Below are 24,447 nucleotides of genomic sequence, written 5' to 3'. Positions count from 1 at the left end.
CTACTGCGTCAGCCGTGCGACCTGCAGGGCTTGGTCGAACATCGCGTTGAGTGAGGTCTTGATGTCGTCCGGGCTGTTGGCCGTGTAGAAATATCCCGGGGAGGCGCAGCTTTGCAGAGGCGTGGCCAGCGATGGGCTGAAAGCGTTTACCTTCTTGTTCTCTCCGGCGACGACCCCTCCGTAATCCTTGAACGTGATAATGTTGTAGGGAATATACAGGATCGATATCGTCGCTCCGGCCGACTTGAGGGCGCTGCAGAGCGACGGATTGATCTGCGCCGGCGTGGAAGTGTCGAATTTGCCATCGTCGTAGCCTGCGAACTTCGATGGCTGGCCCGGATAATAATACTTTCCGTTCTTATAGATTGAGTAATGTTGATCGTTCTGCATCCCGTCCGTAATTAAGAAGACGAATGGCTTGCGCGCACCGGTGCCGGAGCCGTCCCCGAACCCGCCGGCGTTGGTGATGGTATTCTTCATCTGCGGCAGGACGACCTCGAAATGCGTGCCGCCGGCGCCCGTGCCGGTGCTCGGGTCGTTGTTCGTGTAGAGTTGTGTGGTGCCGGTATCCAAGAGCTTGGTCAGGGCTAAGGGCCACGCCAGGGAGCACTGGGCTGCAGCGTTCAGCGTGGCGATGGAACTGTTGATGTCGGCCAGCGTGCCCATCTGGTTGATGAACGGATAGAGGCCGACGCGGTACTGGTTGGTTACGGACGGGTTGGCAGCTCGCTGGATCAGTGAGCAGACCGCATTGTTGACGGCATCCGAGCGCAGCTGAATCTTGCCGGCGGCAAGATTCCATCCGTTGTTGCCCGAATAATGGCAGGCGAATTGGCAGCCTTGCTTGTAGTCGTCATTCATGTCGTTGTTCTGGCTCGCGAGCTGGCTCATGCCGGCGGTGGTCGCCGGCAGGCCCATCGAGCCCGACACGTCCAGCAGCAGGTAGAAATCGAGGTAGCTCGCGAGGTCGGCCGAGGCCGTGACCGTGTTGGAGAGGGTCGTGGTCGGGGTCCGGAAGATCGGTCCGAAATTGTTCTTCACCGTGGCGCTGTAGACGACCGTCGACACGAGCGTCTGGCTCTTGCGCGTGAGTTGCGGCGTCTGAAGCTGCACCTGCGCGAACGGCACGGTGCCGGCGTTGACCGTGAAGGCTTTCGACGCCTGCGCGATGCCGGCCGCGATGGCGTTGGCGGTGACGTTCGCTTGGCCGGGGTTGGCCGCGATGTAGGCCTTGGCGGTCGCCACCGCGGCGATGGCGGCCGCATCCGCGGCGGCGTCGAGCTTGGACTTGTCGGTGATCGCGACGCCGTAATCGATCCCGTAGCCGAGCAGGCCGACCATCGGCAGCAGGCTCAGGGCGAACAGGATCGTCACGTTGCCGGAGCGTGCGCCCGAGAGGCCCGCCGCCCGGACGAAGCGGCGCTGCACGCGGTTCAGAAGCCCGGGCATTTGGTGGCGATCCCATCGTTGCCCGCCACGTCGAAATTGACCAGCGTGGCGTAGCGCGGCTGCACGTACATCGAGCGGGCGATCCGCACGGCGGGGACGAACCGCGCGCCGAACGTCGGCTTGAAGTTGAAGACGACATCGACCGCCACGATCGATCCGGGCCCGAAGACCGAGCGGGGCAGCGTGGTCCGGTTCGGCGGGGCCGTGTCGGCGGCGGGAAGCTGCGGGACCGCGCAGGGCCGGTAGTTGCCCCCGGTGGTCCCCGAACTCGTCCAGGCGACGGCGGCCGTGTAGCAGGCGCTCAGGTCGCCGCCGGTGCAGTTTGCCGCCGTCTGGGTGAACGCGACGGCGGCGTAGGTGATGGCGATGTCCTGCCACCATTGCAGGCCCTGCCGCGGCCCGTCCTTCATCAGGTACGGGAACAGGACCAGGGCGGAATCGAAGCTGAAATGCAGGTCGGTGGCGTTGACGGTCGCCACCGTCGAGCCCGAGGGCGGCATCGCCTGCGAGATCATCTGGCTGATCGACTGGGCGAGCAGCCCGACCTTGCGGCTGGCGTTGATGTACGTGATCAGCTGGGTCCCGCCGAGCATCAGGATCAGCAGCACCGGCAGGATCAGGGCGAACTCGATCGCGGAGACCGCCCGCCTGTCGCGCAGGAAGCGCTTCGCCGATTGCGGGCCGCCGCGAGCCGGTCGCGATCCCGCGACGCGGCCCATCCGGTTCGTCGGCGAGCGCCCGCGCATCAGAACAGCTCGTTGCGGAACGCCGCCGTCGAGACCGCCAGGTAGGCCGGGGCGCCGTTGAACACCGCGCCGCCGCCCAGCATCTTCGCGAAGGCGGCAGGCAGGAACGTGATCGGATAGATCACCAGGAGGTACTGGTACTGTCCGCGGGTGCCGAGGCTGTACTGGCCGGACCCGGGGGTCAGCGCCGGGATCGCCAAGCCGCTGAGATCGGATTTCACGTAGCTGTAGTAGCCGCTCGATCCGCTTCCGGTCGGCACCAGGTACAGGTTCACCACGAGGTTGCCGCACGTCATAGAGGCCGGCAGGTTCCGGCACAGGGCGGTCTTGAAACCGGCCTGATCGAGGGCATTCGTCTGGGCGGACCCGGTCAGGATCTGCCGGGCGGCGCGGGTCGTGGCATAGTCCAGGGATTGATTGATAAACAGGATCGTGGCCACGGTCATGATAAACAGAAGGGCCAGGATGAACAGCATCGCCACCAGGGCGAACTCGACCGCTGCGGCCCCTTTCTGATCGCGAACGTAGCGGCGCATGAGAAACATGCGCTCTGTTAGCAAGAGATTGCTAAACCCGGGTTAAAACAGCCTTCGAGAGTCTATCCGTCTGCCTGGACGAATCTTGCGAGGTATCCGGCCTGACTGCAACGGCCCGACGCCTCGACGTCATTGACCTGATGCGCTCGCTTGCGCCGAACCGGCAAACAGCTTTCGGGGGGCTGCCCTATCCGCCGTAGCTCTGGACCAGCGATCCGGCCACCAGGGTCCAGCCATCGACCAGCACGAAGAAGATCAGCTTGAACGGCAGGGCGACGGTGGCGGGCGGCACCATCATCATGCCCACCGCCATCAGCACCGAGGCGACCACGAGGTCGATGATCAGGAACGGGATGAACAGCAGGAAGCCGATCTCGAAGGCGCGGCGCAGCTCCGAGATCATGAAGGCCGGGGTCACGATCTCGAGGCCGACATCCTCGGGCCCCTTCGGCACCGGCACCTTGGCGAGGTCGAGGAACAGCTTCAGATCCTTCTCGCGGACGTTCTTCAGCATGAACGTCTTGAACGGCCCCGAGGCGCGCTCGAAGGCCTGGGCCTGCGTGATCCGCCCGGCGACCAGTGGCTCGATCCCGGCGCTGTAGGCCGCGCGGCCGGTGGGCGCCATCACGAAGGCGGTGAGGAACAGCGCCAGGCTGACGATCACCGCGGTGGGCGGCGCCGTCTGGGTGCCGAGCGCCGAGCGCAGGATCGACAGCACCACGACGATCCGGGTGAACGCGGTCGCCATCACCAGCACGGAGGGCGCCACCGCCAGGATCGTGATCAGCGCGACGAGCTGGAGTGCCCGCTCGGTGGTGCCGCCGGCGCCGAGATCGACGCTGAGGCTCTGCGCCAGGGCCGGTCCGGCGGCCAGCCCGGTCCCGGCCAGCACGGCGAGGCCCAGCAGCGCGCGGCGGTTGCTGGCCGGGCGGCCGTGCGTGTCGCGATGCGGCGTGTCGGTCATGGGGGTCACGGGCGGTCGCAGGTGGGCGTCGCCGGCCGCACGCCCGTGCGCCGCGCCTCGAGGTTCTGCCAGACCAGGAGCGCCGGCAGGCCGAGCACGACATCGGGGACCCGGCGGGCGAGCGAGAGGGCGATCGCCGTCCCGGCATCGATCCCGAACAGCCCGCAGACCAGCACGAGGCCGCCTTCCTGCACGCCGAGCCCGCTCGGCACCAGGAAGGCCGCCGCCTTGATCGCCTGGCTCAGCGCCTCGATCACCAGGATCTCCGACAGGCTGATCTGATCGACGCCGATGCAGGTCAGCACCACCGCGACCTCGGCGGCACCCAGCAGCCAGGCGAGTGCGTGGAGCGCGAAGGACTGCACCAGGCGGCCGCGCCGTCCCGCCGCCCAGACCGTGTCGAGCGCCCCCTGGATCCGCGGGGCGGGCTCCGGACGCGCCTCGGTCTCGCGCACGAAGCGACGGCCCAGGGCCGCGATCCGGTCTTCGACCACGCGCACGATCCCGGTGCGCTGGAGCGCGAAGAACGCCCCGACCGCCAGCCCCGCCACCGCGAGGGTCCGCAGCGTCCAGTTCGCGAGCTCGGCGGCGGCCGGACCCTCGACCTGGCTCAGCAGCCCGGCGCCGAGGCCCGCGAACAGCGCCAGCGTACCCACTTGGAACAGCATGTCGGCGAGCACGGAGGCCGCCGCCAGGGAGCCGGCCACCCCCCAGAAGGTCAGGAGCCGCGCCCCGAGGACGTCGCCGCCCACCGAGGCCACCGGCAGCAGAACGTTGATGCCCTCGCGCACGAAGCGCAGGATCAGGCAGGCCGAAGCCGGGGCGGGCGAAAGGCCATCGAGGATGCGGGCCCAGGCGAGGCCGCAGACCAGCACCACGAGCGCCCGGACCAGGGTGACGCCGGCAAAGCCCACGAACCCGATCCGCCCGAACGCCGCCGCGACCGCGGAGAGATCGTTGGTCGCCACCAGCCAGACCGCGAGGCCGAGGCCGATCAGCGTGCCGATCAACGGCAGCCGGCGCAGCACGGCCAAGCCGACGCGGCGCGCCGGGGCGGCGCGGTCGCCGCTCACGGCCGGACCGTGCGGGATGTGCGCCGAGTGGCGGGCAAGGGCGAGGGCTCCAGGTTGCGCCGGCCGCGAATCCGGCGGTGATTCGGCAGGTGTCACCGCCGCTAGGGGCGTATTGGGGCCGAATTCGGGGGGCGCCGCTGCGGTAGCACGGGGCGCAGCACCGCGGCGAGGGCCTCTTCGGGCTTGGAACCCGGATCGAGCAGCACGACCCGGCCGGCCGCCAGGCTCGCCCCCGTGGCCACCGCCACCGCCCGCTTGGGACAGGGTCCGAGGCAGCCGGACTCGACGATGCACAGCTTGGTCCGGTCGGCGAGCAGCCCGTCCTTGGCGGCCTGCTTGGCCGCGCCCTTCAGCAGCGCCCGCACCGCGCGCGGACGCAGGCCCTGCCGCTTGGCGCATTTGGCGCACACCACCACGACCTCGGTCAGCTTGGTCTTGGCGAGTCCGGTCTTGGCGAGTCCGGTCTTGGCGAGTCGGGTCTCGGCGAGCTGGGTCTCGGCGGCCTTCGTCGCGGCCGGGCGGCCGGGAGAGACGCTGGGGTCTGTCATCATCGGGAGACTCTACGGTGCGATACCGGGCCCGGCTACCTTGCCCGTCGCCGCGGTGCGGCCCGCCGTGGCGGGGCGAGGGGCGGGTGCCTTAAAAAGGGCCGAAAAGAACGGGATTCCGGAGCCGCGCACGGGCCGCCCTCCGGCCGGCTTCGCGGTGGCGGATCCGGCGCAGACCCAGGAACAGTGAGCGGATGAGCTTCGACGACGTCAAGGACGACACGCGCGAAGGCGAACTCGTGACGTTCGCGCCATCGACGATGACCGAGCTGCGCCACGGCGCCGAGACGATCCGTCCGGTGCCGGAGAAGCGTGGCGCCCGGGCTCTGATGGCCGCGGCACGCGAGCGCCTCGATTGGACCCGGCTGCCCGGCCTCGGCCAGCGCCGGGAGGACACGTCGAGCTACGGCGCGCGGGTGATCCGCCGGGTCAGCCTGTTCGTGCTGCTGCCGACCCTGGTGATCGGCCTGTACCTGTTCGGCTTCGCCTCCAACCAGTACATCGCCGAGGCCCAGTTCGCGGTGCGCGGCAACGTCGAGCCGATGGAGAACATCTCGCTCGGCCAGTACACGAACCTGATTCAGAAGCACAACAGCCAGGACAGCTTCATCGTCCGCGACTATATCGAGAGCCAGACTCTGGTCGAGGCGCTGGAGAAAAGCATCGGCATCTCGAAGATGTTCTCCCGCTCCGAGGCGGATTTCTGGGCCCGGTTCGACCCGAAGGATCCGGTCGAGGACCTCACCAAGTACTGGCGCAAGCACGTCGAGGCGCACATCGATTCGATTTCGGGCGTGATCCGCCTGTCGGTGCGGGCCTTCACCCCCCAGGACGCCCTGACCATCGCGCACGAGGTGGTGACCCGGGCCGAGGCGCTGATCAACGACATCTCGAAGCGCGCCCAGGCCGACATGGTCAAGCAGGCCCAGGCGGATGCGACGGTGGCGCAGGAGCGCCTGCGCAAGGCGCATCTCGGGCTGCAGAGCTTCCGCAACCAGTGGGGCGTGATCGATCCGATCAAGACCGCCGAGGGGACACTGACCACGCTCACGATCCTGCGCAAGGAGAAGCTCAAGCTCGAGACCGACCTGCAGGTGCTGCGCGGCTCGAACCTCGATGAGCGCTCGCGCTCGATCCAGACGCTGGCCTCCAACGTCGCGGCGATCGAGCAGCAGATGAAGACGCTGCAGGACGAATTGACCAATGCCGGCGCGGCCGCGGGCGGCGGCACCAACCTGACCGAGGCGCTGCTCCAGTACGAGGGCCTGCTGGTCGAGCGGACCATCGCGGAAAAACTCGAGGAATCGGCGAACATGCTGCTCGACCGGGCCCGCATCTCGGCCAGCAAGCAGCACATCTTCCTGGCGACCTTCGTGCCGCCGGTCCTGCCGACCGACAGCCTCTACCCCGAGCGGGGCCACACCCTGATCGTCGCCTTCTTCTGCTTCTTCGTGCTCTGGAGCTCGTCCTCGCTCCTGATCGCCGGCATCCGCGACCAGCGGATGTGAGCCGGCACCGCGGGGTCTGGATCCCGCGGCGCGCGGTCTGTAGAGGGAGACGGTCCGGCCTCCCGGGCCTCCCCCGATCGATGAGCGAAGTCTAACGGTCCATGTCGGATTTCTCCGATCTCGTCGCGAAGGCGATCCAGCCCTCGATGAACCGGGCGGAGCGCGAGGCGGTCTACACGGTCGTGCGCCAGGCCGTGCTCCGCCTGCAGGAGCGCGAGGCGCTGCCCCCGGACGATCCGCGCGTCGCGCTGCAGCGCCACCTCGTCGAGGAGACGATCCGCGACGTGGAGGGCGACGTCGCCCGCTACGAATCCCTGCGCAAGCTCGACGCGGCCTTCGCGGCCCAGACCGAGGCGCACAAGGGGGCCCGCGGCCGGCGCTGACGGGGCCGCGGCTCGGGGCGCTTCTCCCGTGCGCGCCGACGGCGTGCCGAGGAGCGGACGGATATCCAACAAACGCCCCTCATCCTGCGGTGCGGCCGCGGAAGCGGGCGCCTCGAAGGATCGCTCCAGGGATCGCGCGGCCGGCTGGAGGGCTCCTTCGAGGGCTCCGCGTCGCTACGCCACCTCAGGCTGAGGGGGATGGATGGGATGGCCGTCGGGCGATCCGCCGCCTACCCGTAAGCCGCGCTCGCCCGGACGGCGCCGGGCTCGGCCACGTCGAGGCCGGCCGAGACGTACTCGTTCAGCTTGTTGCGCAGGGTCCGGATCGAGATGCCGAGGATCTTGGCCGCATGGGTGCGGTTGCCGAGGCAATGGTCGAGGGTGTCGAGGATCAGGTCGCACTCGACCTGCGCCACGGTCCGGCCGACCAGGCCGCGGGTGGCGGCTTCCGCGGCCTGCACGGCGCGGCCGGCCGGGCCCGCCGTGGCGATCGCCTCGCCGTCCGGCGACAGGATCGCGTCGGGGCCGATCTCTGGCCCGGAGGCCAGAAGCACCGCCCGGTGCAGGGTGTTCTCGAGTTCGCGCACGTTCCCGCGCCAGGGGTTCTTCACCACCAGCGCCCGCGCCTCGGCGCTGAGGGCGCGGGCCGGGACGCCGTTCACCTCGGCGTATTTCCGGGCGAAGTGGGCGGCGAGTTCGAGGATGTCGGCCGGCCGGTCGCGCAGGGCCGGCAGCTTCAGCGAGACGACGTTGAGGCGGTAGAACAGGTCCTCGCGGAACGTCCCCTTGCGGACCTCCTCCATCAGGTTGCGGTTCGAGGTCGCCAGCACGCGGATGTCGACCCGCACCGGGGCGGTGCCGCCGACCCGGTCGATCACCCGCTCCTGCAGCGCACGCAGCAGCTTGGACTGCAGGCGCACATCCATCTCGGAGATCTCGTCGAGCAGCAGGGTGCCGCCGTTGGCCTCCTCGAACCGGCCGATCCGTCGGGCGACCGCCCCGGTGAACGCACCCTTCTCGTGGCCGAACAGCTCGGATTCGAGCAGCGCCTCGGGGATCGCCGCGCAATTGACCGAGACGAACGGCTTGCCGGCCCGGTGCGACTTCAGGTGGACGTGGCGGGCCAGCACCTCCTTGCCGGTGCCGCTCTCGCCGGTGATCAGCACGGAAGCCTCGGAGGGGGCGACCTGCTCGGCGAGCTTGACCACCCGCTCCATCGCCGGATCGCGCCACACGAAGGCCGCGCGGTCGGAGGCGACCGCCTCCAGCACCGCGGCGATCAGCTCGGGATCGGGCGGGAGCGGGATGTATTCCTTGGCGCCGGCCCGGATCGCCGCGACGGCGGTCTGGGCGTCGGCCGAGACCCCGCAGGCCACGACCGGGGTGCGGATCCGCTCGGCCTCCAGGGCGTCGACGAGGTCGCGCACCGCCAGCGACACGTCGATCATGATCAGGTCGGCGCCCTTGGCGCGCAGGACGTTGAGGCCCTGTGGGATCGCGTCCGCCTGCGTGACGGAGGCGCCGCGCCGCATCGCGATCTTGGAGGCGGTGATCAGCTCGCCGTTGAGCCGCCCGATCATCAGGAGCCGCATGGTTCGTCCCTCTCAAACATCGTGGCGCGGAGCGCGGGCCGCCTCGGCAAGGCGACGGTCTCCGCCGCAGATCAAAAAACTATTCGCCCTTGACGATCTCGGTCATCGTCACGCCGAGCCGGTCCTCGACGAGGACGACCTCGCCGCGGGCGACGAGCCGGTTGTTGACGAACACGTCGATCGCCTCGCCGACCTTCCGGTCGAGTTCGAGCACGGCGCCGGGGGCGAGCCGGAGCAGGTCGCCGATCGGCATCCGGGAGGAGCCGAGCACCGCCGAGACCATCACGGGCACGTCGAACAGCTGCTCCAGGTCGGCGGCCGTCTTCGGGGTCGTGGGCGTGTCGCGGATCGAGCCCGCGGCGTAGTCGGGGTCGTTCTCGCCGAGCTGGGGCAGGCTGAAATCGTCGGACATCCGGGCTCCTTACGGGGTCGGTGGCAGGCCGAGGGCGTCGGCGACGGCGGCCTCGATGCGGGCGCGCTCGCGCACGATGCCGCCGTCGGCCCATTCGATGCGGGCGTCGCCCGCGTGCATGTCGGGATCGCCCAGCACCACGAGGCGGCCCTCGTAGCCGCGTTCGCGGGCGAGCCGCTTCACCAGGGTTTCCGCTTCCTCGACCAGGCCGTCATGCACGCGCACCACCAGGTGGGGCACGCCGCGCAGGTGCTGGAGCGCCGCCCGGGCGGCCTCGCCGATGCTGGCGAGCGGGGCGGCGTCGAGCGCCTCGCCGGCGACCTTCCGGGCGATCAGCACCGCGACCTCGACCGCTTGCGCCTCGCGCTCGGCCTCGTGCGCGTCGGCCCGGGCCAGGAGGGCGGTGGCGGCCTCGGCCAGGTGGTTCAGCGCGGCGGCGAGCCGGCCCTGGATCTGGGACTCGGCCTGGACCAAGCCCTCCTGGATGCCGCGGGCATGGGCCTCCACCTCAGCGCGGGCGGCCGCCTCGGCGGCGCGCTGGGCCGCCGCGCTCGGGCGCGGGCTGCGGAAGTCGGTCTCGAACAGGAACGGCTTCGCGATCTGGGGCGAGGAGGCGTTCAATAGACCAGCTCCTCCTCGGCGCTGTTCTTGGCGATCATGATCTCGCCCTTCTCGGCGAGGTCCTTGGCGACCTCGGTCATCTTCGTTTGCGCCTCATCGACCTCCTTGAGGCGGACCGGGCCCAGCGAGGCCATCTCGTCCGTGAGGTTCTTGGCGGCCCGGGTCGACATCTGCCTCATGAAGAAGGCCCGGGTCGGCTCGTTGGCGCCCTTGAGCGCCAGGCACAGGGTCGCGCCGTCGATCCTCTGCATCAGGGTCTGGACGCTGCCCGGATCGAGCTTCAGCAGATCCTCGAAGGTGAACATCAGCTCGCGGATGCGCTTGGCCGAGCCGCGATTGGCCTGGTCCAGGGCGGCCAGGAAGCGGCCCTCGGTCTGGCGGTCGAAGGCGTTGAACACGTCCGCCATCATCTCGTGGGCGTCGCGGCGCTGGGTCTGCGCGATGGTCGAGACGAACTCGACCCGCAGGGTCTCCTCGATGTGGCGCAGGGCCTCCTTCTGCACCGTCTCCATGCGGAGCATCCGGTTCAGGACGTCGATGGCGAAGTCCTCGGGCAGGATGGTGAGCACCTTGGCGGCGTAGTCCGCCCGCACCCGCGACAGCACCACCGCCACGGTCTGCGGGTACTCGTTGCGCAGGAACGAGGCGAGGATCTCGGGATCGACCTGGGCGATCGAGGCCCAGACGCGCTTGCCCGACGCCCCCTTGATCTCGGCCATGATCAGCGAGACCTGATCGGACGGGAAGATTTTGAGCAGCAGGGCCTCGGTCCGCTCGAAGTTCGACGAGATGCCGCCGCTGTTGCTGAGCTTCGTCACGAACTCGATGATCAGCTTCTCGACGGTGGCGACCTCCAGCGTGCCGAGCTGGACCATCGCGTGGCTGACCTTCTTGACCTCCTCCTCCTCCAGCATCTGCCAGATCGGGGCGCCCTCGGCCTCGCCGAGCATCAGCAGCAGCGCGGCCGCGCGCTGCGGGCCGGGCATCGCCGCGAAGGCGTCGCCGCCCTCGGTCGTCAGGGAATTCGCAAGACCTGCCGCCATCGTTCGTCCCCGATCCTCGACGCGCTACTCTTCCTGGATCCAGGTGCGCAGCACCTCGACGGTCTCGGCCGGGCTGGCCCGGACCATGTCGACGACCCGCTGCACCGTGTCGGCCTGGATCTGGCCGTTGATCTTGGCGAACTCCATCAGCCGGGCGGTCGGGCTGTCGCGCTCGATCAGCGTGACCGAGGCGCCCGCGCCGGCCCCCGCCTCCGCGTCGCCGAGGCCGGAGGGCCCCGCCAGCGCCGGGGCGGCGCCCGGGACCGGCGCCAGAACCTGCCGGACCAGCGGACGCACCACCGTGAGCAGGACGATCAGCGTCAGGAGCGCCAGCACCGAGAGTTCGGCCATGCGCAGCACGTCATCCTTGGTCGGCGCCAGCAGCGACTGGATCAGGGTCGGCTCGCTGAATTGCGGCACGCTCGGCGCTTCGGCGAAGCGCAGGTTCACCACCTCGATCTGGTCGCCGCGCGCCTTGTCGAAGCCGACCGCGCTGCGCACCAGGGCGGTGATCCGCTCGATCTCGGCGGGCGGGCGCGGCGTGTAGGTCTGCTTGCCGTCGGGCGCGATGGCGTAGATCCCGTCGACCACCACGGCGACCGACAGGCGCTTCACCCGGCCGCCCTCGGCGATCTCGGTCTTGGTGACCTTCGAGATCTCGTAGTTGGTGGTCTCCTCGTTCTTGTTGGTCGCGTCCTTCGGGGCGGGCGGCTTGTCGCCGCCGTTGGCGCCGGGCAGCTCGTTGCCGACCGTGACCTGCCCGTCGGCGTTGCCGGTGACGGCCGATTCGGTCCGGGTCTGGGCCGAGCGCACGACCCGGCTCTCCGGGTCGAAGGTCTCGGAGCGGCTCTCGATCCGGTTGAGGTCCAGCTCGGCGTTGACCTGGACCCGAGCCCGGCCGGGGCCGACGATGCCGGCGACGACATCCTCGATCTGCCCGCGCAGGCGCCGCTCCAGGCCGAGCTGCCGGTCCTCGAAGCCGCTGGCGGCGTTGGCGTCGGCGTCCTTGGCGCCGTCGGCCAGGAGCCGGCCGCGCTCGTCGACGATCGAGACCCGCTCGGGCTTCAGGCCCTCCACGGCGGAGGCTGCGAGGTGGCGGATCGCCCGCACCTGCCCGGCATCGAGTTCGCCCATCAGCTTCAGGACGATGGCCGCGCTCGGGCTCTCCCGGTCGCGCTCGAACAGGCGCCGCTCGGGCAGGACCAGGTGGACGCGGGCCGCCTGGACCCGGCCGATCGCCCGGATCGAGCGGGCGAGTTCGCCTTCGAGCGCCCGCAGGTGGTTCACGTTCTGGACGAAGTTGGTGGACGAGAACGCGTCGCCCTTGTCGAAGATCTCGTAGCCGACGCCGGCCTGGACGGGCAGGCCCTTGCCGGCGAGGTCCATGCGCAGGCGGGCGAGGTCGCCCCGCGGCGCCATGATGGTCTGGCCGGTGTCGCCTTTCGATTCGTAGCGGATGCCGCGGCTGTCGAGCTCGCGAATCACGGCGGCCGAATCCTGCATCGACAGGTCCGAGAACAGCACGCCCATATCGGGGCGCGAGACCCGCAGGATGATGAAGGCGAAGAAGCCGATGAGGGTCAGCGTCACGGCCGCCATGGCGGCGATCCGGGCCGGTCCAAGCTTCGAGACGAGATCGAGAACCGGCTTCACGGGATGGGTCGCTGCACTCTAACGCTGGCGGGACCCGACGGCCCGCCCGGCAGAAATTGCCCAGCCCGTGGTTAGCGAGGCGTTAATGCCGGGGCCCGCGGGGGCGCAAAGTTGGGTCTTGGAACGGAACGAAGCCGCATCCGGGGTGCGGAGGCGGCTTCGGAGGGGACTTCTCGAGGACCGGGCCGGGGGCGCGGTCCCTGTTCCGGCCGCGTTCAGTGCCGGTAATGCTGGATCCGGGTCGTCCGCAGCCCGGCGAGGCCGTGCTGGTCGATCGAGAACTGCCAGCTCAGAAATTCCTCGGTGGTCAAGGTGTAGCGCTTGCACGCCTCCTCGAGACTGAGGAGGCCACCGCGCACGGCGGCGACGACCTCTGCCTTGCGCCGGATCACCCATCGACGGGTGCTCGGCGGCGGAAGATCCGCGATGGTCAGAGGACTGCCGTCGGGCCCGATCACGTATTTGACTCTCGGGCGGCTGGGTTCGGTCATGATACGCTCTACACTCGACTGACCTGTCGAGCGTTGAAGGTACTTGCGCTCGCTTAAGAGATGTTGAAGCGGATCACTCGGATATGATTCGTTAGGTGCCACTTGTGGACAACCCTATGCTTTGGACGCTGCTCAGCGGCACTTTCTGAGAGCCGATCATGAGGACCGGCGCCGCTCCGCTGAGGTCGACCGCGTCCACGGTGCCGTTGAGCTGGGTGTCCACGGCCACGCTCGTCCCGGTGGCGTCGGAGGCCGAGACCTTGATCGAGTAGGTCCCGTCCGGCGCGGTCAGGCCCGCCGAGGTCTTGCCGTTCCAGCCGTAGGTCTGGCTGCCCGCGGTGAGCGACGTGCTCTGCGAGGCCACGACGTTGTTCTTCGAATCGAGGATCGTGACCACCGCCTTCGAGGCCGCCCGGGCGGGCGTCAGGGTCCAGGACGCGGAGCCGTTGGAGAGCTGGGAGCTGCTGCCGTCCGCCGTGATGCTCTTGCCGATATAGCTCGTCGCCGACGCGGAACTCGCCGATTTCGAGGCGGTCAGGATGCTGTCGAGGCGATCGTTGGACTTGAGCTGCTGCTCGACGCCGGCGAACTGGACCAGCTGCTGCGTGAACTGGTTGGTGTCCATCGGATCGAGCGGGTTCTGGTTCTTGAGCTGCGTGGTGAGCAGCGTCAGGAACTGCGTGAAGTTGCTGGCGATCTCGCTGCCATTGCCGCTCGCGCCGCTGCTCGACGCTGTGGATGACGTGTTGGTAACGTTGGATATCCCGGATGTCATGCGGCTCGCTCCCGTGGCGCGTCGGGGCGGAACGCCGGGACGCATGATGGTTCGATGTCGAATCGCGAGGCGGTCTGGTCGCGCATCGCGTCAGATCCTGATGTCGAGGCCGCCGTAGCCGCGCAGCCAGCGCGTCGGCGCAACCTCCTGGGGGGCGTCGGCGCGGTCCTGCGCCCAGGCGGTCGAGCCGCCCCGGGGGGCATCGCCCTGGCCGCCGTTGGCGCCGCCCTGGGCATTGCCGTCGCTGCGCAGCGACAGGTTGAGGCCGCCCCCTGAGGGATCGAGCCCGGTCTGGGACAGGGCCTGCTGCAGCTGGCCGGCGTCGCGCTGGAGCATGGCCAGCGTCTCGGGCCGCTCGACCACGAGGTGGGTCATCACCGTGCCCCGCGCCTTGTCGATCTCCAGCTTGACGTCGATCCGCCCCAGTTCGGCCGGGTCGAGCCGGATCTGGAACTCGCTCGACCCGGCGAGCGAGCGCAGCCCGATGGTCATCGGCACCTGCCCGAGCGGTACCGCCGGATCCGGCGGGGCTTGCACCTGGCTCGGGGTCGGCGCGGCGGCCTGCGTCGTTGCGTTCGCCGATCCGGCCGCCTGCGGTGCGAGGAAGGACGCGTCCGGATTGCCATGGGGGAGGGTGGGGGCCGGGGCCTGCATGCCGGCCGCCGGGCCGGCGCCTTGGCCGGCATCCGCCAGGGCGGTCAGGAAGTCCTGGCCGGCGGCCGCGCTCGAGGCCGCCTCCTTGCCCGCAGGATCGGCCGCGCCGGCTTTGACCGCCTCGACCGGGCTGGCACCCTGAGCCGACGATTTCGCCATCGGAGGAGGGCCGGCCTTGGGCCCGGAGACCGCGAGGTCTGGCTTTGCTCCGGACGCATCCGCGCCCGCGCCCTGCGTCGGCACCGCCCCAGACCCAGCGAGCCCTGCGCCGCCCGGGCCGACCGCTCCGACATCCTTGGCCTCGCCGTCGGCCGCTGCGCCGCCGGCAACGAGCGGGGCACCCTTCACCAGTTCGGCCAGCAGCGCCGGCAGCGTTCCCGGCATGGCCGGGCTCGCCGGTGGAGGCGTGGTCTGGGCCGGCACCTCGCCCGGCGCCGGTTCGACTTGCGCGGTCTCGACGGCGGCTGGATCACCGGCTTTCGGGTCGGTACCGGCGGCGGTGGCAGCGGTCGCGTCGAGGGCAGCCTCTTGCGCCGGCCGCGTCGCCGCGTCGGAGGCTTGCTGCGCCTTCGGATCCGTATCCCGAACGGCCCCGACGGAGGCGGGATCCGACGGTTTTGCCGGCGCCTGTGTCGCGGCGCGGGTCATCGAGGTCGCGGGCCGCGCATCCGCGGCTGCCGTCCTCTGAGTCTGCGCCGGGGGCTCCGGCGGCTTGGGAAGATTGGCGGGACGGGCATCCGGCCGGGCGGCGGCGCGGGCCTTCGCGGTCTCGGCGGCATCCCGGACGCGCTCCGCGGCCGTGCGGGCCGTATCGGCCTGGCTGCGCTGGCTCTCGTCGCGGGTGCGGGCCGCCGCAGCGGCATCCCGGGCCCGGGCCGCGCTCAGAGCCGCGCCGAACCGATCCTGCGACGAGTCGCCGGCCCGGGCGGCGACGCCGGCCGCATCCCAGCCCGATCGCGGCGTGGTCGAAGAACGGGCGGACGGGATCCACCCGGTGACATCCAACCGATCCGTTGCACCGCTCGCCATGCTGGGCTCCTCTCGATCGGGATCGAGCAAGGGCCAGGCCATTGGGGCGATTGGATAACTGACTGATCGATAAGGGATTTTGTCGTGCCGCTTTCGGATACCGGATATCGTCCGGGTCCGAAGCTGCCGCGCGACCGGCAGCATTTGCCGGGTGGGGGCACTCGGTTGCTGGGTCAGGCAGGCCGCGGTGTCTCCAGCGTATCCTGCCGACCCCAATGTGTGAATCTGCGAGCCCGCACGGGAGAGGGGACGCGTGGCGGCTTTCGCAAACCGATGTGTGAACATCGCAGCTCTGCGGGGGAGGTAGGGTGCGTGTCATCCCCGGATCGGACGTCCTTCGAACCGGCGCTTGTTTCCGGGATTGATCCCACGCCTCGCACCGCGCCTGCGCAAACCGCTCACCCCCGCCAAAAAACCCCGCCCTGGAAAGCCGATCGGACTCCCGCTATAGACAGGCCGTGCAGCCGAGACGCCTTCCAGCCGGCGGCGGCGGACCCCTGCGATGAACGCCCTCGACCTTCCCAAGCCAGCCCACGAGACGCGCGTGGTCGTCGCCATGTCCGGCGGCGTCGATTCCTCCGTGGTTGCGGGGCTGCTGAAGCGGCAGGGCTTCGACGTGGTCGGGGTCACGCTCCAGCTCTACGACCACGGCGCCGCGACCCATCGCAAGGGCGCCTGCTGCGCCGGCCAGGACATCAACGACGCCCGCGCGGCCGCCGAGCATCTCGGCATCCCGCATTACGTCCTCGACTACGAGGACCGGTTCCGCGACGCGGTGATCGAGAAATTCGCCGAGAGCTACCTTGCGGGCGAGACCCCGATTCCGTGCGTCGAGTGCAATCGCACCGTGAAGTTCCGCGATCTGCTCGGGCTGGCCCGGGACCTGAACGCCGACGCCCTGGCCACCGGGCATTACGTGGCGAGCCGGGCCCTGCCGGGGGGCGGCCGGGCGCTGCACCGCGCCCTCGATCCGGCCCGGGACCAGAGCTATTTCCTCTACGCGACCACGGCCGAGCAGCTCGCATACCTGCGTTTTCCCTTGGGCGAGATGTCCAAGGCCGAGACCCGGGCGCTGGCCAAGGACCTCGGCCTGTCGCTGGCGGAGAAGCCCGACAGCCAGGACATCTGCTTCGTGCCCCAGGGCCGCTACAGCGACGTGATCGCCCGCCTGCGCCCGGACGCGGCCCGGCCCGGCGAGATCGTCGATCTCGGCGGCCACGTGCTCGGGCAGCACGCGGGCATCGTCCATTACACCGTCGGCCAGCGCCGGGGCCTCGGCCTGTCCGGCTCCGAGCCGCTCTACGTCGTGCGCCTGGAGCCGGACACCGCCCGGGTCGTGGTCGGCCCGCGCACGGCGCTCGCGACGACGCGCATCCGCCTCTCGGATATGAACTGGCTGGGCGAGGGTCCGGCCGGGTCCGTGCGCGACCTGCCGGTGGCGGTCCGCGTGCGCTCGACCCGGCCGCCGCGGCCGGCGACGCTCACCATGGCGCCGGACGGAACCGCCGAGGTGGTGCTGGCCGAGCCCGAGGACGGCGTGTCGCCGGGCCAGGCCTGCGCGCTCTACGGCGACGACGGCCCCCGGGCCCGTGTTCTGGGCGGCGGCACCATCCGGCGGGTCGATGCGTTGTCGGCCCGGCCCCGAGAAGCCGCCTGATCTCAATCTCTGGATAATCCGAACGATGCTGAGCGAGCCGCAGATGGCCGGGCCGAGCACGGCCCTGATGCGCAAGGCCTATGCCCGCTGGGCCCCCGTCTACGACGTGGTCTACGACAAGCTCACCGAGCCGGCGGCCCGCGCGGCCGTGGAGGCCGCGGCCGAGCACGGGCCGCGCATCCTGGAGGCCGGCGTCGGCACCGGATTGGCGCTGGGCTACTACCCGAAGGCGAGCTTCGTCTGCGGGGTCGACCTCTCCGAGGACATGCTCAAGCGCGCCCGCGCCAAGGTGAAGCGCCGGAACCTGGCCCACGTGAAGGGCCTGCAGGTGATGGATGTCTGCCACCTCGGCTACGCCGACGCGAGCTTCGACGCGGTCGTGGCGCAGTTCCTCATCACCCTGGTGCCCGACCCCGAGGCCGCGATGTCGGAGTTCCTGCGGGTGGTCCGGCCCGGCGGCGGCATCGTGCTGGCGAACCATTTCGGCCAGAGCGACGGCCCGCTCGCCCGGGTCGAAGAGGTCGTGGCACCGCTCTGCACCAAGATCGGCTGGTCGTCGGACTTCAAGGCGACCCGGATCGAGGCCTGGGCCCGGCGCAACGGCGTCGAGGTGCTGGGGCTGAAGCCGACCTTCCCGGGCGGGTTCTTCAAGATCCTGCGGATGCGCAAAGCCGGGTGAGCGACGTCGGGCTCGCGTCCGTCCCGGAGGGACGCTGGAAGCGGATGCGGCGGTGGCTGCCGCTGGTCCTGCTCCTGTGCATCTCGGCGTTCGTGCTGGTCTCGGGCGTCGCGCAACTCCTGAGCCTCGACCGGCTGCTCGCCTCGCGGGCCTGGCTGCACGGCTTCGTCGAGGCCGGGTACCTGCGCGCCGTGGTGGCGGCCTACCTGGTCTACGTCGCCTCCGTGGTGGTCTCGGTGCCAGCCACGCTGTTCCTGACCATGATCTGCGGTTTCCTGTTCGGAATCGTGCCGGGGGCGCTGACCGCGGTCTGCGCGGCCACCACCGGGGCGGCGATCGTGTTCGCCATCGGCAAGGGGCCCGGGGCCGATCTGCTGCGCCGGATGGGCGGCACGCGGCTCGCGGCGTTCACGGACGCGTTCCGGCGCGACGCCTTCGGGTACATCGCGGTGATGCGCCTGCTGCCGCTGTTCCCGTTCTGGATGACGAACCTCGCACCCGCCGCCTGCGGGGTGAAGATGCGGGTCTTCGTGCTGGCGACCTTCCTGGGCCTGCTGCCGGGCGCCCTGGTCTACGCCACGACCGGCGCCGGGATCGAGGACGTGGTCGCGGCCCACGAGGCCGCCAAGGCCGCCTGCCTCGCCGCGGGGACGACCGGTTGCGACGAGGCTCTGACCTTGAGGGCCCTGGTCACGCCCAAGATGGTGGCCGGGCTGGGGATGCTCGCCGTGTTCGCGCTGGGCAGCGTCCTGCTGAGCCGCCGGTTCCGGCGCGCCTGAAGCCGGTTCGTCCAGCACGGCGTTCGTGTCTTGAACCGCCAACCGCCAAATGGATGCCGGTTCGGCCCAAGAGAGCCCGTAACATCGAAGGTGGGAACGGCTCTCGCGTGACTGAGTACCCGGTTAAAAATTTCTGTCGGCGCGCAAATTTAATCTTCACTCTGTGTCGCGCATGGGTCTAATCGTGTCGCCCGGCCGTTTCGGGTAACGAACCTCCCGGACGGCCGCCGTAGGCTGGAATGTTGGATTCCCGTTCGGTCCAAGGTGTTGATCGAGATAACGTTTCCCGCTCCTGTCCCGTTTGGCATCGGCCTCGCTGACGGGGCCATCACCCGATCGCCGGCGGTGTTCTGGTGTTCCGGAGCGTGCCGTAAGAGCCTCTGCGCACGTGCGCGACACAGGCGCCGAGACGGTGGACTTCTTTCGAGGTGCTCTAAGGTACATGCAACCTCGACCCTATCGTGCTCGTATAGTGCCCGCGGGAATGCCCCCTGTATTCCCGGCTTTGAAACGACGGCGTTACCCCATGTCCCGCGCGAAAGCCGGAAACGGCTCGAGCTCTCGCAATTGCCACCCCGCCCCCACCCGCCCGCGATGCCCGGTCGGAGCGTGATGGGCGTGGCCGCCGAATCCGACCCGGTCACGATGCCGGCGGCGGCCGCCGCGGCACGCGAGGTGCCCGAGCGGCGTCCGGCCCGCCTCGGCCTGTCCGGGCGGCTGTTCCTCGTCACCGTCGCGTTCGTGGTGGTGGCCGAGGTGCTGACCTACGTGCCGGCGGTGGCCAACTACCGGATCGAGTGGATGTCCGACCGGGTCGCGGCCGCGCAGGTCGCCGCCCTGGTCCTCGACGGCCGGACCGGCGAGCCGGTCTCCGAGGCGCTGGAGAGCCGGCTGCTCGCGGGGGTGAACGCCCGGGCGATCGCGGTCCGCGGCGGCGGCGCCCAGCGGCTGCTCGCCATCGAGCCGGTGCCCGAGACGGTGGCCGACACGGTCGACCTGCGCGACGTAACGGCCCTGTCGACCATCCGGGGGGCGTGGCGGACCCTGGTCGCGCCGGTCCGCGAGCCGATCCGGGTGATCGGGGAGGGGGGCATCGGCTTCGACCGGGTCGAGGTCCTGCTCGACGAGGCGCCGCTGCGCGCCGCGATGATCGACTACGCGCTGCGCCTGCTGGTCTCGTCGCTGATCATCGCGGCGTCGGCGGCCGGGCTGGTCTTCGTGGTGCTGCAGGTGCTGATCGTCCGCCCGGTGCGGCGGCTCGCCACCAACATCACGGCCTTCGCGGAGAACCCGGAGGATGCCGGCCGGATCATCGCGCCGTCCCGCCGCCGCGACGAGATCGGCCAGGCCGAACTCGCCCTCGGCCGGATGCAGCGCATCCTGGCCGACCAGCTCCGCCAGAAGCGGCGGCTGGCCGAGCTGGGGCTGGCGGTCAGCAAGGTCAGCCACGAACTGCGCAACCTGCTCACCGGCGCCCAACTCCTCGGCGACCGGCTGGAGGACACCGCCGACCCGATGGTCCAGCGGGTGGCGCCGCGCTTGGTCGGGGCCATCGCCCGGGCCATCCGGTTCTGCGAGGCGAGCCTGGCCTACGGCCGCGTCTCCGAGCGCGCGCCGACGCTCAGTTCGACGCCGTTGGCGCCGCTCTTCGCCGAATTGCCGGACCTCGCCGCGCTCGCCGCACGGAGCATGCGCGTCATCGTGGACGCCGGCGAATGCCGCGTGAAGGCCGACCCGGAGCAGCTCGCCCGGGCCCTGGCCAACCTGGTCCGCAACGCCGTGCAGGCGCTGGACGGGGCCGCGGTGCCGGAGGCCGAGGTGCGGGTCACCGCCTGCCGCGACGCGCCGGGCCGGGTGACCATCCTGGTGGAAGACAACGGCCCCGGCCTGCCGGCGCGGGCCCGGGAGAACCTGTTCTCGCCGTTCCAGGGCTCGACCCGCTCGGGCGGCACCGGGCTCGGCCTGCCGATCGCCGCCGAGCTGATCGGCATCAACGGCGGCAGCCTGACCCTGGACCCGGAGGAGGGCGGCGCCCGCTTCCGGATCGTGCTGCCGGAGGGCTGACGCGCTACTCGGCGGCGGCCAGGATCGGCTCCGCGACGCGGATGCCGAGATCGGCCAGCAGCGCGGCATCGGAATCCGCCTCGTTGTTGGCGGTGGTGAGCAGGCGCTCGCCGTAGAAGATCGAGTTGGCCCCCGCGAGGAAGCAGAGGGCCTGCGCCTCCCGGCTCAACGCCTTGCGTCCGGCGCTGAGGCGCACCCGGGCCTTCGGCATCACGATGCGGGCGGTGGCGCACATCCGCACCATGTCGAACGGATCGACGGGCGCGGCCCGGTCGCCGAGCGGGGTGCCGGGGACGGCGGCCAGCGCGTTGATCGGCACGCTCTCCGGATGCGGCGCGTGGTTGGCCAGCACGTGCAGCATCGCGACCCGGTCGCCGACGCCCTCGCCGAGGCCGATGATGCCGCCGCAGCAGACGCCGATGCCGGCCTCGCGGACCCGCTCCAGCGTGTCCAGGCGGTCCCCGTAGGTCCGGGTCGACACGATCTTGTCGTAGTAGTCCGGACCGGTATCAAGGTTGTGATTGTAGGCGGTGAGCCCCGCCTCGGCCAGGCGCTCGGCCTGGCTGGCGGTCAGCATGCCGAGGGTGACGCAGGCCTCCATCCCGAGGCCGCGCACACCCCGCACCATGTCCAGAACCGAGTCGAATTCCGCGCCGTCGCGCGGGCTGCGCCAGGCCGCGCCCATGCAGAAGCGGGTCGCCCCGTTGGCCTTGGCGGCCGCGGCCTCGGCCAGCACCGTGTCCACCGGCATCAGGCGCTGGCGCGGCAGGCCGGTGCCCTTGTGATGGGCCGACTGCGAGCAGTAGCCGCAATCCTCCGGGCAGGCGCCGGTCTTGATCGAGAGCAGGCTCGCGCGCTGGACGTCGCTCGGGTCGTTGTGTGCCCGATGCACGGCCGCGGCCCGATACACGAGGTCGAGCAACGGCAGGTCGTGGATCGCGCGGATCTCCGCGACGCTCCAGTCGTGGCGGAAATCGGAGGCGTGCGGGTCGGCAGCTTGGCTCATGGTGTCTTCTTGACGGGGATCGGTGGCCAAAATCAAGCGCCCTGCGGGCCGCCGCCCTCCTGTGCGGAGGCGGCGGCGTCGCTTCAGTGCGTCGGCTCGCCGGCCGAGACCTTGGCGGTCCAGTCGTCGAAGGCGATGACCTTCTGGCGCTGCTCGCCCAGGCGCTCGATGCGCAGGACCATCTCGTCGCCGGCCTTCAGGTAGCGCGGCGGCTTCATGCCGAGGCCGACGCCGGGCGGGGTCCCGGTGGTGATCACGTCGCCGGGCTCCAGCAGCATGAAGTGCGACGCGTAGGCGACGAGCTGCGGCACGTCGAAGATCATGGTCGCGGTCGAACCGGTCTGGCGGCGCTCGCCGTTGACGTCGAGGCTCATGGCGAGGTTCTTCAGGTCGGGGATCTCGTCCAGCGTCACCAGCCACGGGCCGAGCGGCCCGAAGGTCGGCGCGCTCTTGCCCTTGGTCCAGGTCGGGCCGCGCTCAAGCTGCCACTCGCGCTCCGAGACGTCGTTGCAGATGCAGGCCCCCGCCACGTAGCTGAGGGCCTCGTTGGCGTGGACGTAGCTCGCCCGGCGGCCGATCACCACCGCGAGCTCCACCTCCCAGTCGGTCTTGGCCGAGCCCTTGGGGATGATCACCGTGTCGTTCGGCCCGCACAGGCTGGACGGCGCCTTGTTGAAGATGATCGGCTCCGACGGGATCGGCGAGCCGGTCTCGGCGGCGTGGTCGGCGAAGTTGAGGCCGATGGCGACGACGTTGCGGGTGCCGCCGACGCAGGGGCCCAACCGCGTGTCCGCCGGCAGCTTCGGCAGGGTCTCGGGATCGAGGGCCCGCAGCCGCTCCAGGGATTCCGGCGCCAAGGCCGGGCCGGCGATGTCGCGCACGATGCTGGACAGATCGCGCAGGCCGCCCTGCGCATCCACGAGGCCGGGCTTCTCATCGCCGCTCGGGCCGTGCCGGAAGAGCTTCATCGCCGCGACTCCTCATCCTTCCCTGGAACCGGTCTACGCCGGGCGCCGGGACCATGGCCGCGCAGCACCGCCGGTGCAAGCGCGTCCGTGGCGGCGGCTCGCGATTTCGCGGTGTCGCAACTTGGCAACATCGTGGCAAAAAAGTGCATATTCAGACGCAAACTGATTTATTATTCATCGCCGGATCCCGCCGGCGAAAGACAGTCCGCCGAGGGGGGAAAACAGGTTTGATTGCCTAGCCGAGAGATAAGCCGTCGTCGTGATTCTGTCGATCATCGGCGCTTCCGGTGCCGGCCGGACTCGTGATCGCCGTTGCGGTCGAGCGGGGGAAACCTGCACCATACCGACAACGGCGCCGGACCGGGACAAGGTCGAATCAGGGCGCCCGAACAAGCCATCCGGTTCGGGGGGAGCAGATGAACGGGACAATGCGCGCATGGGTGCTCGCGGCCTCGGTGGCGGCGATCGGCGCCGGCGAGGCGCGGGCCGGGGCCTTCGGCATCCGCGAGCAGAGCACCCAGGCCCAGGGGCTGTCCTTCGCGGGCGCGGCCGCCGGCTCCGGCGGCGTCTCGTCGATGTTCTGGAATCCCGCGGTCATCACGATGAACCCGGGCTTCGTCTCCGAGCAGAACCTCACCTATATCGGCCTCTCCTCAGACATCCGGACGGCACCCGGGACCAATCCGGGCTTCGCGCGCCTGGGCGATTCCGGTGATATCGGACAGGGCGCCGTGGTGCCCGCGGGGGCGACCTCCTACCAGATCAACGACCGCCTCTGGCTCGGCCTCTCGACGGGTGCGCCCTTCGGCCTCGTGACCAAGCCGAACCAGGTCTGGGCCGGCGAGGTCTATGGCCGCTCGTCCCGGATCTTCACGCTGGCGTTCAATCCGGTAATCGGTTTCAAGGTCAACGAGTGGCTGTCGCTCGCCGCCGGCCCGAACATCGAATATTTCCGGCTGACCCTGCGGCAGGCGCTGCCGATCCCCGGCATCGCGCCGGCCCTCTATCCGAGCGGGTTCCTCAAGGGCGAATCCTGGGGCGTCGGCTTCACGGCGGGCGCGACCCTGACGCCCCGCGACGGCACCGTGATCGGCATCGGCTACCGCTCGTCCGTGCACCACGACATCGACGGCTCGATCGGCGTGCCGCTGGTGGCGCTGGCGGCGACGGCCGGACAGGTGCGCGCGAAGCTCAACACCCCGGACAAGCTCAGCGTCGGCCTGGTCCAGGCGATCTCGCCGGTCGCCCGGGTCGATCTCGGCTTCGAGTGGGATCAGTGGTCGCGGCTCGGTACGGTCGGCATCGTCTCGAACCGCCTCGGCCTGCCGGTCAGCAACCTGCCCCTGAACTACAAGGACGGCTACACCTACTCGATCGGTGGCGAGTACGACGCCGCGCCGAACCTGACCGTGCGGACCGGCTTCGCCTACGAATCCTCGCCGATCGACTTCCGCAACCGCTCGGTGCGGCTGCCCGACGGCGACCGCTACATCGCCTCGGTGGGCGCCAGCTATCGCTGGAACGAGCGCCTGACCCTGAACCTGGCCTACTCGCACTTCTTCCTCGACCGGTCGCGCATCCTCGCGGGTGTCGGGCGCGACTACAACGTCGGCAACATCGCGTTCGCGGGCGTGGTCGATTCGAGCGCCGACATCGTCTCGGTGGGCTTCCGCTACGTGTTCGGAGCCCCGCCGCCGGCCGCCCCGGCGCCGCTGATCCGGAAGTATTGAGGGGGCTGTTCAGATATTTCAGGATGCAATGCGGGTTCCCCTCTCCCCGCACGCGGGGAGAGGCCCGCACGGACCTCGTCGTCCGTG

Annotated in this window: 23 protein-coding genes; 7 read left to right on the top strand and 16 right to left on the bottom strand. The window is 70.2% G+C overall.

All coding sequences use genetic code 11. The annotated features are described in order from the left end of the window. The 6 genes from MFF40_RS18480 to MFF40_RS18455 form a co-directional block, all read right to left on the bottom strand. Complete coding sequence (locus MFF40_RS18480) at positions 1–1,449, bottom strand: pilus assembly protein TadG-related protein (RefSeq protein ID WP_238261698.1); 1,449 nt, start codon at positions 1,447–1,449, stop codon at positions 1–3. Continuing rightward, positions 1,434–2,195 (bottom strand): TadE/TadG family type IV pilus assembly protein, encoded by a 762-nt coding sequence (locus tag MFF40_RS18475; protein WP_238261696.1) that lies wholly within the window; start codon positions 2,193–2,195, stop codon positions 1,434–1,436. Before MFF40_RS18475 ends, MFF40_RS18480 begins: the two co-directional genes overlap by 16 nt. After that, positions 2,195–2,731, bottom strand: a complete 537-nt coding sequence (locus MFF40_RS18470) for a TadE/TadG family type IV pilus assembly protein (RefSeq protein ID WP_147856442.1) — start codon at positions 2,729–2,731, stop codon at positions 2,195–2,197. The genes MFF40_RS18475 and MFF40_RS18470 overlap by 1 nt, the downstream gene beginning before the upstream one ends. A 187-nt stretch (positions 2,732–2,918) precedes the next feature. After that, positions 2,919–3,695 (bottom strand): flagellar type III secretion system pore protein FliP, encoded by a 777-nt coding sequence (fliP, locus tag MFF40_RS18465; protein WP_246690002.1) that lies wholly within the window; start codon positions 3,693–3,695, stop codon positions 2,919–2,921. A 5-nt stretch (positions 3,696–3,700) separates the two neighbouring features. Continuing rightward, on the bottom strand, positions 3,701–4,768 hold the full coding sequence (locus MFF40_RS18460; protein WP_147898058.1) for a flippase-like domain-containing protein: 1,068 nt from the start codon (positions 4,766–4,768) through the stop codon (positions 3,701–3,703). Positions 4,769–4,869: 101 nt separating this feature from the next. Further along, complete coding sequence (locus MFF40_RS18455) at positions 4,870–5,319, bottom strand: hypothetical protein (RefSeq protein WP_238261692.1); 450 nt, start codon at positions 5,317–5,319, stop codon at positions 4,870–4,872. 191 nt (positions 5,320–5,510) lie between these two features. Here MFF40_RS18455 and MFF40_RS18450 point away from each other — a divergent pair, with 191 nt between their 5' ends. Both MFF40_RS18450 and MFF40_RS18445 read left to right on the top strand, forming a co-directional pair. Beyond that, positions 5,511–6,824 carry a KpsE/RkpR family capsule polysaccharide export protein gene (locus tag MFF40_RS18450; protein ID WP_147898059.1) on the top strand — a complete coding sequence of 438 codons (1,314 nt, stop codon included), beginning with the start codon at positions 5,511–5,513 and terminating at the stop codon, positions 6,822–6,824. Between the two features lie 101 nt (positions 6,825–6,925). After that, complete coding sequence (locus MFF40_RS18445; RefSeq protein ID WP_147857092.1) at positions 6,926–7,207, top strand: hypothetical protein; 282 nt, start codon at positions 6,926–6,928, stop codon at positions 7,205–7,207. A gap of 230 nt (positions 7,208–7,437) precedes the next feature. Here MFF40_RS18445 and flbD read toward each other — a convergent pair whose 3' ends face one another. The 8 genes from flbD to MFF40_RS18405 all read right to left on the bottom strand — a co-directional run bounded on the left by flbD (position 7,438) and on the right by MFF40_RS18405 (position 15,477). Further along, positions 7,438–8,799, bottom strand: coding sequence for a sigma-54-dependent transcriptional regulator FlbD (gene flbD, locus MFF40_RS18440; RefSeq protein ID WP_147898060.1), 1,362 nt, complete (start codon positions 8,797–8,799; stop codon positions 7,438–7,440). Between the two features lie 79 nt (positions 8,800–8,878). Beyond that, positions 8,879–9,211, bottom strand: coding sequence for a flagellar motor switch protein FliN (gene fliN, locus MFF40_RS18435; protein WP_147856538.1), 333 nt, complete (start codon positions 9,209–9,211; stop codon positions 8,879–8,881). 9 nt (positions 9,212–9,220) lie between these two features. Beyond that, a complete protein-coding gene (locus MFF40_RS18430; RefSeq protein ID WP_238261690.1) occupies positions 9,221–9,832 on the bottom strand; it encodes a FliH/SctL family protein in 612 nt (203 codons plus the stop codon). Next, on the bottom strand, positions 9,829–10,875 hold the full coding sequence (locus MFF40_RS18425) for a flagellar motor switch protein FliG (protein WP_147857743.1): 1,047 nt from the start codon (positions 10,873–10,875) through the stop codon (positions 9,829–9,831). The genes MFF40_RS18430 and MFF40_RS18425 overlap by 4 nt, the downstream gene beginning before the upstream one ends. 24 nt (positions 10,876–10,899) lie before the next feature. Next, the gene (fliF, locus tag MFF40_RS18420; RefSeq protein ID WP_147898061.1) at positions 10,900–12,528 is read right to left on the bottom strand and encodes a flagellar basal-body MS-ring/collar protein FliF; all 1,629 of its coding nucleotides are present in this window, start codon (positions 12,526–12,528) and stop codon (positions 10,900–10,902) included. 215 nt (positions 12,529–12,743) lie between these two features. Continuing rightward, entirely contained in the window at positions 12,744–13,019 is a 276-nt protein-coding gene (sciP, locus tag MFF40_RS18415; RefSeq protein WP_007569077.1) for a CtrA inhibitor SciP, read from the bottom strand. 91 nt (positions 13,020–13,110) lie between these two features. Continuing rightward, positions 13,111–13,794, bottom strand: a complete 684-nt coding sequence (locus MFF40_RS18410) for a flagellar hook assembly protein FlgD (protein WP_147857121.1) — start codon at positions 13,792–13,794, stop codon at positions 13,111–13,113. A 90-nt stretch (positions 13,795–13,884) separates the two neighbouring features. After that, positions 13,885–15,477: a flagellar hook-length control protein FliK gene (locus MFF40_RS18405; RefSeq protein ID WP_238261688.1), complete on the bottom strand. Its 1,593-nt coding sequence runs from the start codon at positions 15,475–15,477 to the stop codon at positions 13,885–13,887. Between the two features lie 502 nt (positions 15,478–15,979). Here MFF40_RS18405 and mnmA point away from each other — a divergent pair. From mnmA to MFF40_RS18385, 4 genes are all read left to right on the top strand, one after another. Then, positions 15,980–17,134 (top strand): tRNA 2-thiouridine(34) synthase MnmA, encoded by a 1,155-nt coding sequence (gene mnmA / locus MFF40_RS18400; RefSeq protein WP_147899490.1) that lies wholly within the window; start codon positions 15,980–15,982, stop codon positions 17,132–17,134. A gap of 25 nt (positions 17,135–17,159) precedes the next feature. Next, complete coding sequence (locus tag MFF40_RS18395; protein ID WP_147857268.1) at positions 17,160–17,813, top strand: class I SAM-dependent methyltransferase; 654 nt, start codon at positions 17,160–17,162, stop codon at positions 17,811–17,813. Then, the gene (locus MFF40_RS18390) at positions 17,810–18,592 is read left to right on the top strand and encodes a TVP38/TMEM64 family protein (RefSeq protein WP_238261686.1); all 783 of its coding nucleotides are present in this window, start codon (positions 17,810–17,812) and stop codon (positions 18,590–18,592) included. The genes MFF40_RS18395 and MFF40_RS18390 overlap by 4 nt, the downstream gene beginning before the upstream one ends. A 594-nt stretch (positions 18,593–19,186) precedes the next feature. Further along, entirely contained in the window at positions 19,187–20,656 is a 1,470-nt protein-coding gene (locus MFF40_RS18385) for a sensor histidine kinase (RefSeq protein ID WP_238261684.1), read from the top strand. Between the two features lie 4 nt (positions 20,657–20,660). On the opposite strand, the gene bioB is transcribed toward MFF40_RS18385, so the two are convergent. Together bioB and MFF40_RS18375 are read right to left on the bottom strand one after the other, a co-directional pair. Then, positions 20,661–21,662: a biotin synthase BioB gene (gene bioB, locus MFF40_RS18380; protein WP_147855559.1), complete on the bottom strand. Its 1,002-nt coding sequence runs from the start codon at positions 21,660–21,662 to the stop codon at positions 20,661–20,663. A gap of 83 nt (positions 21,663–21,745) precedes the next feature. Continuing rightward, complete coding sequence (locus MFF40_RS18375) at positions 21,746–22,630, bottom strand: fumarylacetoacetate hydrolase family protein (protein WP_147855558.1); 885 nt, start codon at positions 22,628–22,630, stop codon at positions 21,746–21,748. A gap of 428 nt (positions 22,631–23,058) precedes the next feature. Here MFF40_RS18375 and MFF40_RS18370 point away from each other — a divergent pair, with 428 nt between their 5' ends. Continuing rightward, entirely contained in the window at positions 23,059–24,360 is a 1,302-nt protein-coding gene (locus MFF40_RS18370; protein WP_238261682.1) for an OmpP1/FadL family transporter, read from the top strand. Positions 24,361–24,447 lie beyond the last annotated feature (87 nt).

This window comes from Methylobacterium mesophilicum (assembly GCF_022179445.1).
In the GTDB taxonomy this organism is placed as follows: Bacteria; Pseudomonadota; Alphaproteobacteria; order Rhizobiales; family Beijerinckiaceae; genus Methylobacterium; species Methylobacterium mesophilicum.
This window is presented reverse-complemented; position numbering and strand designations above follow the sequence as displayed.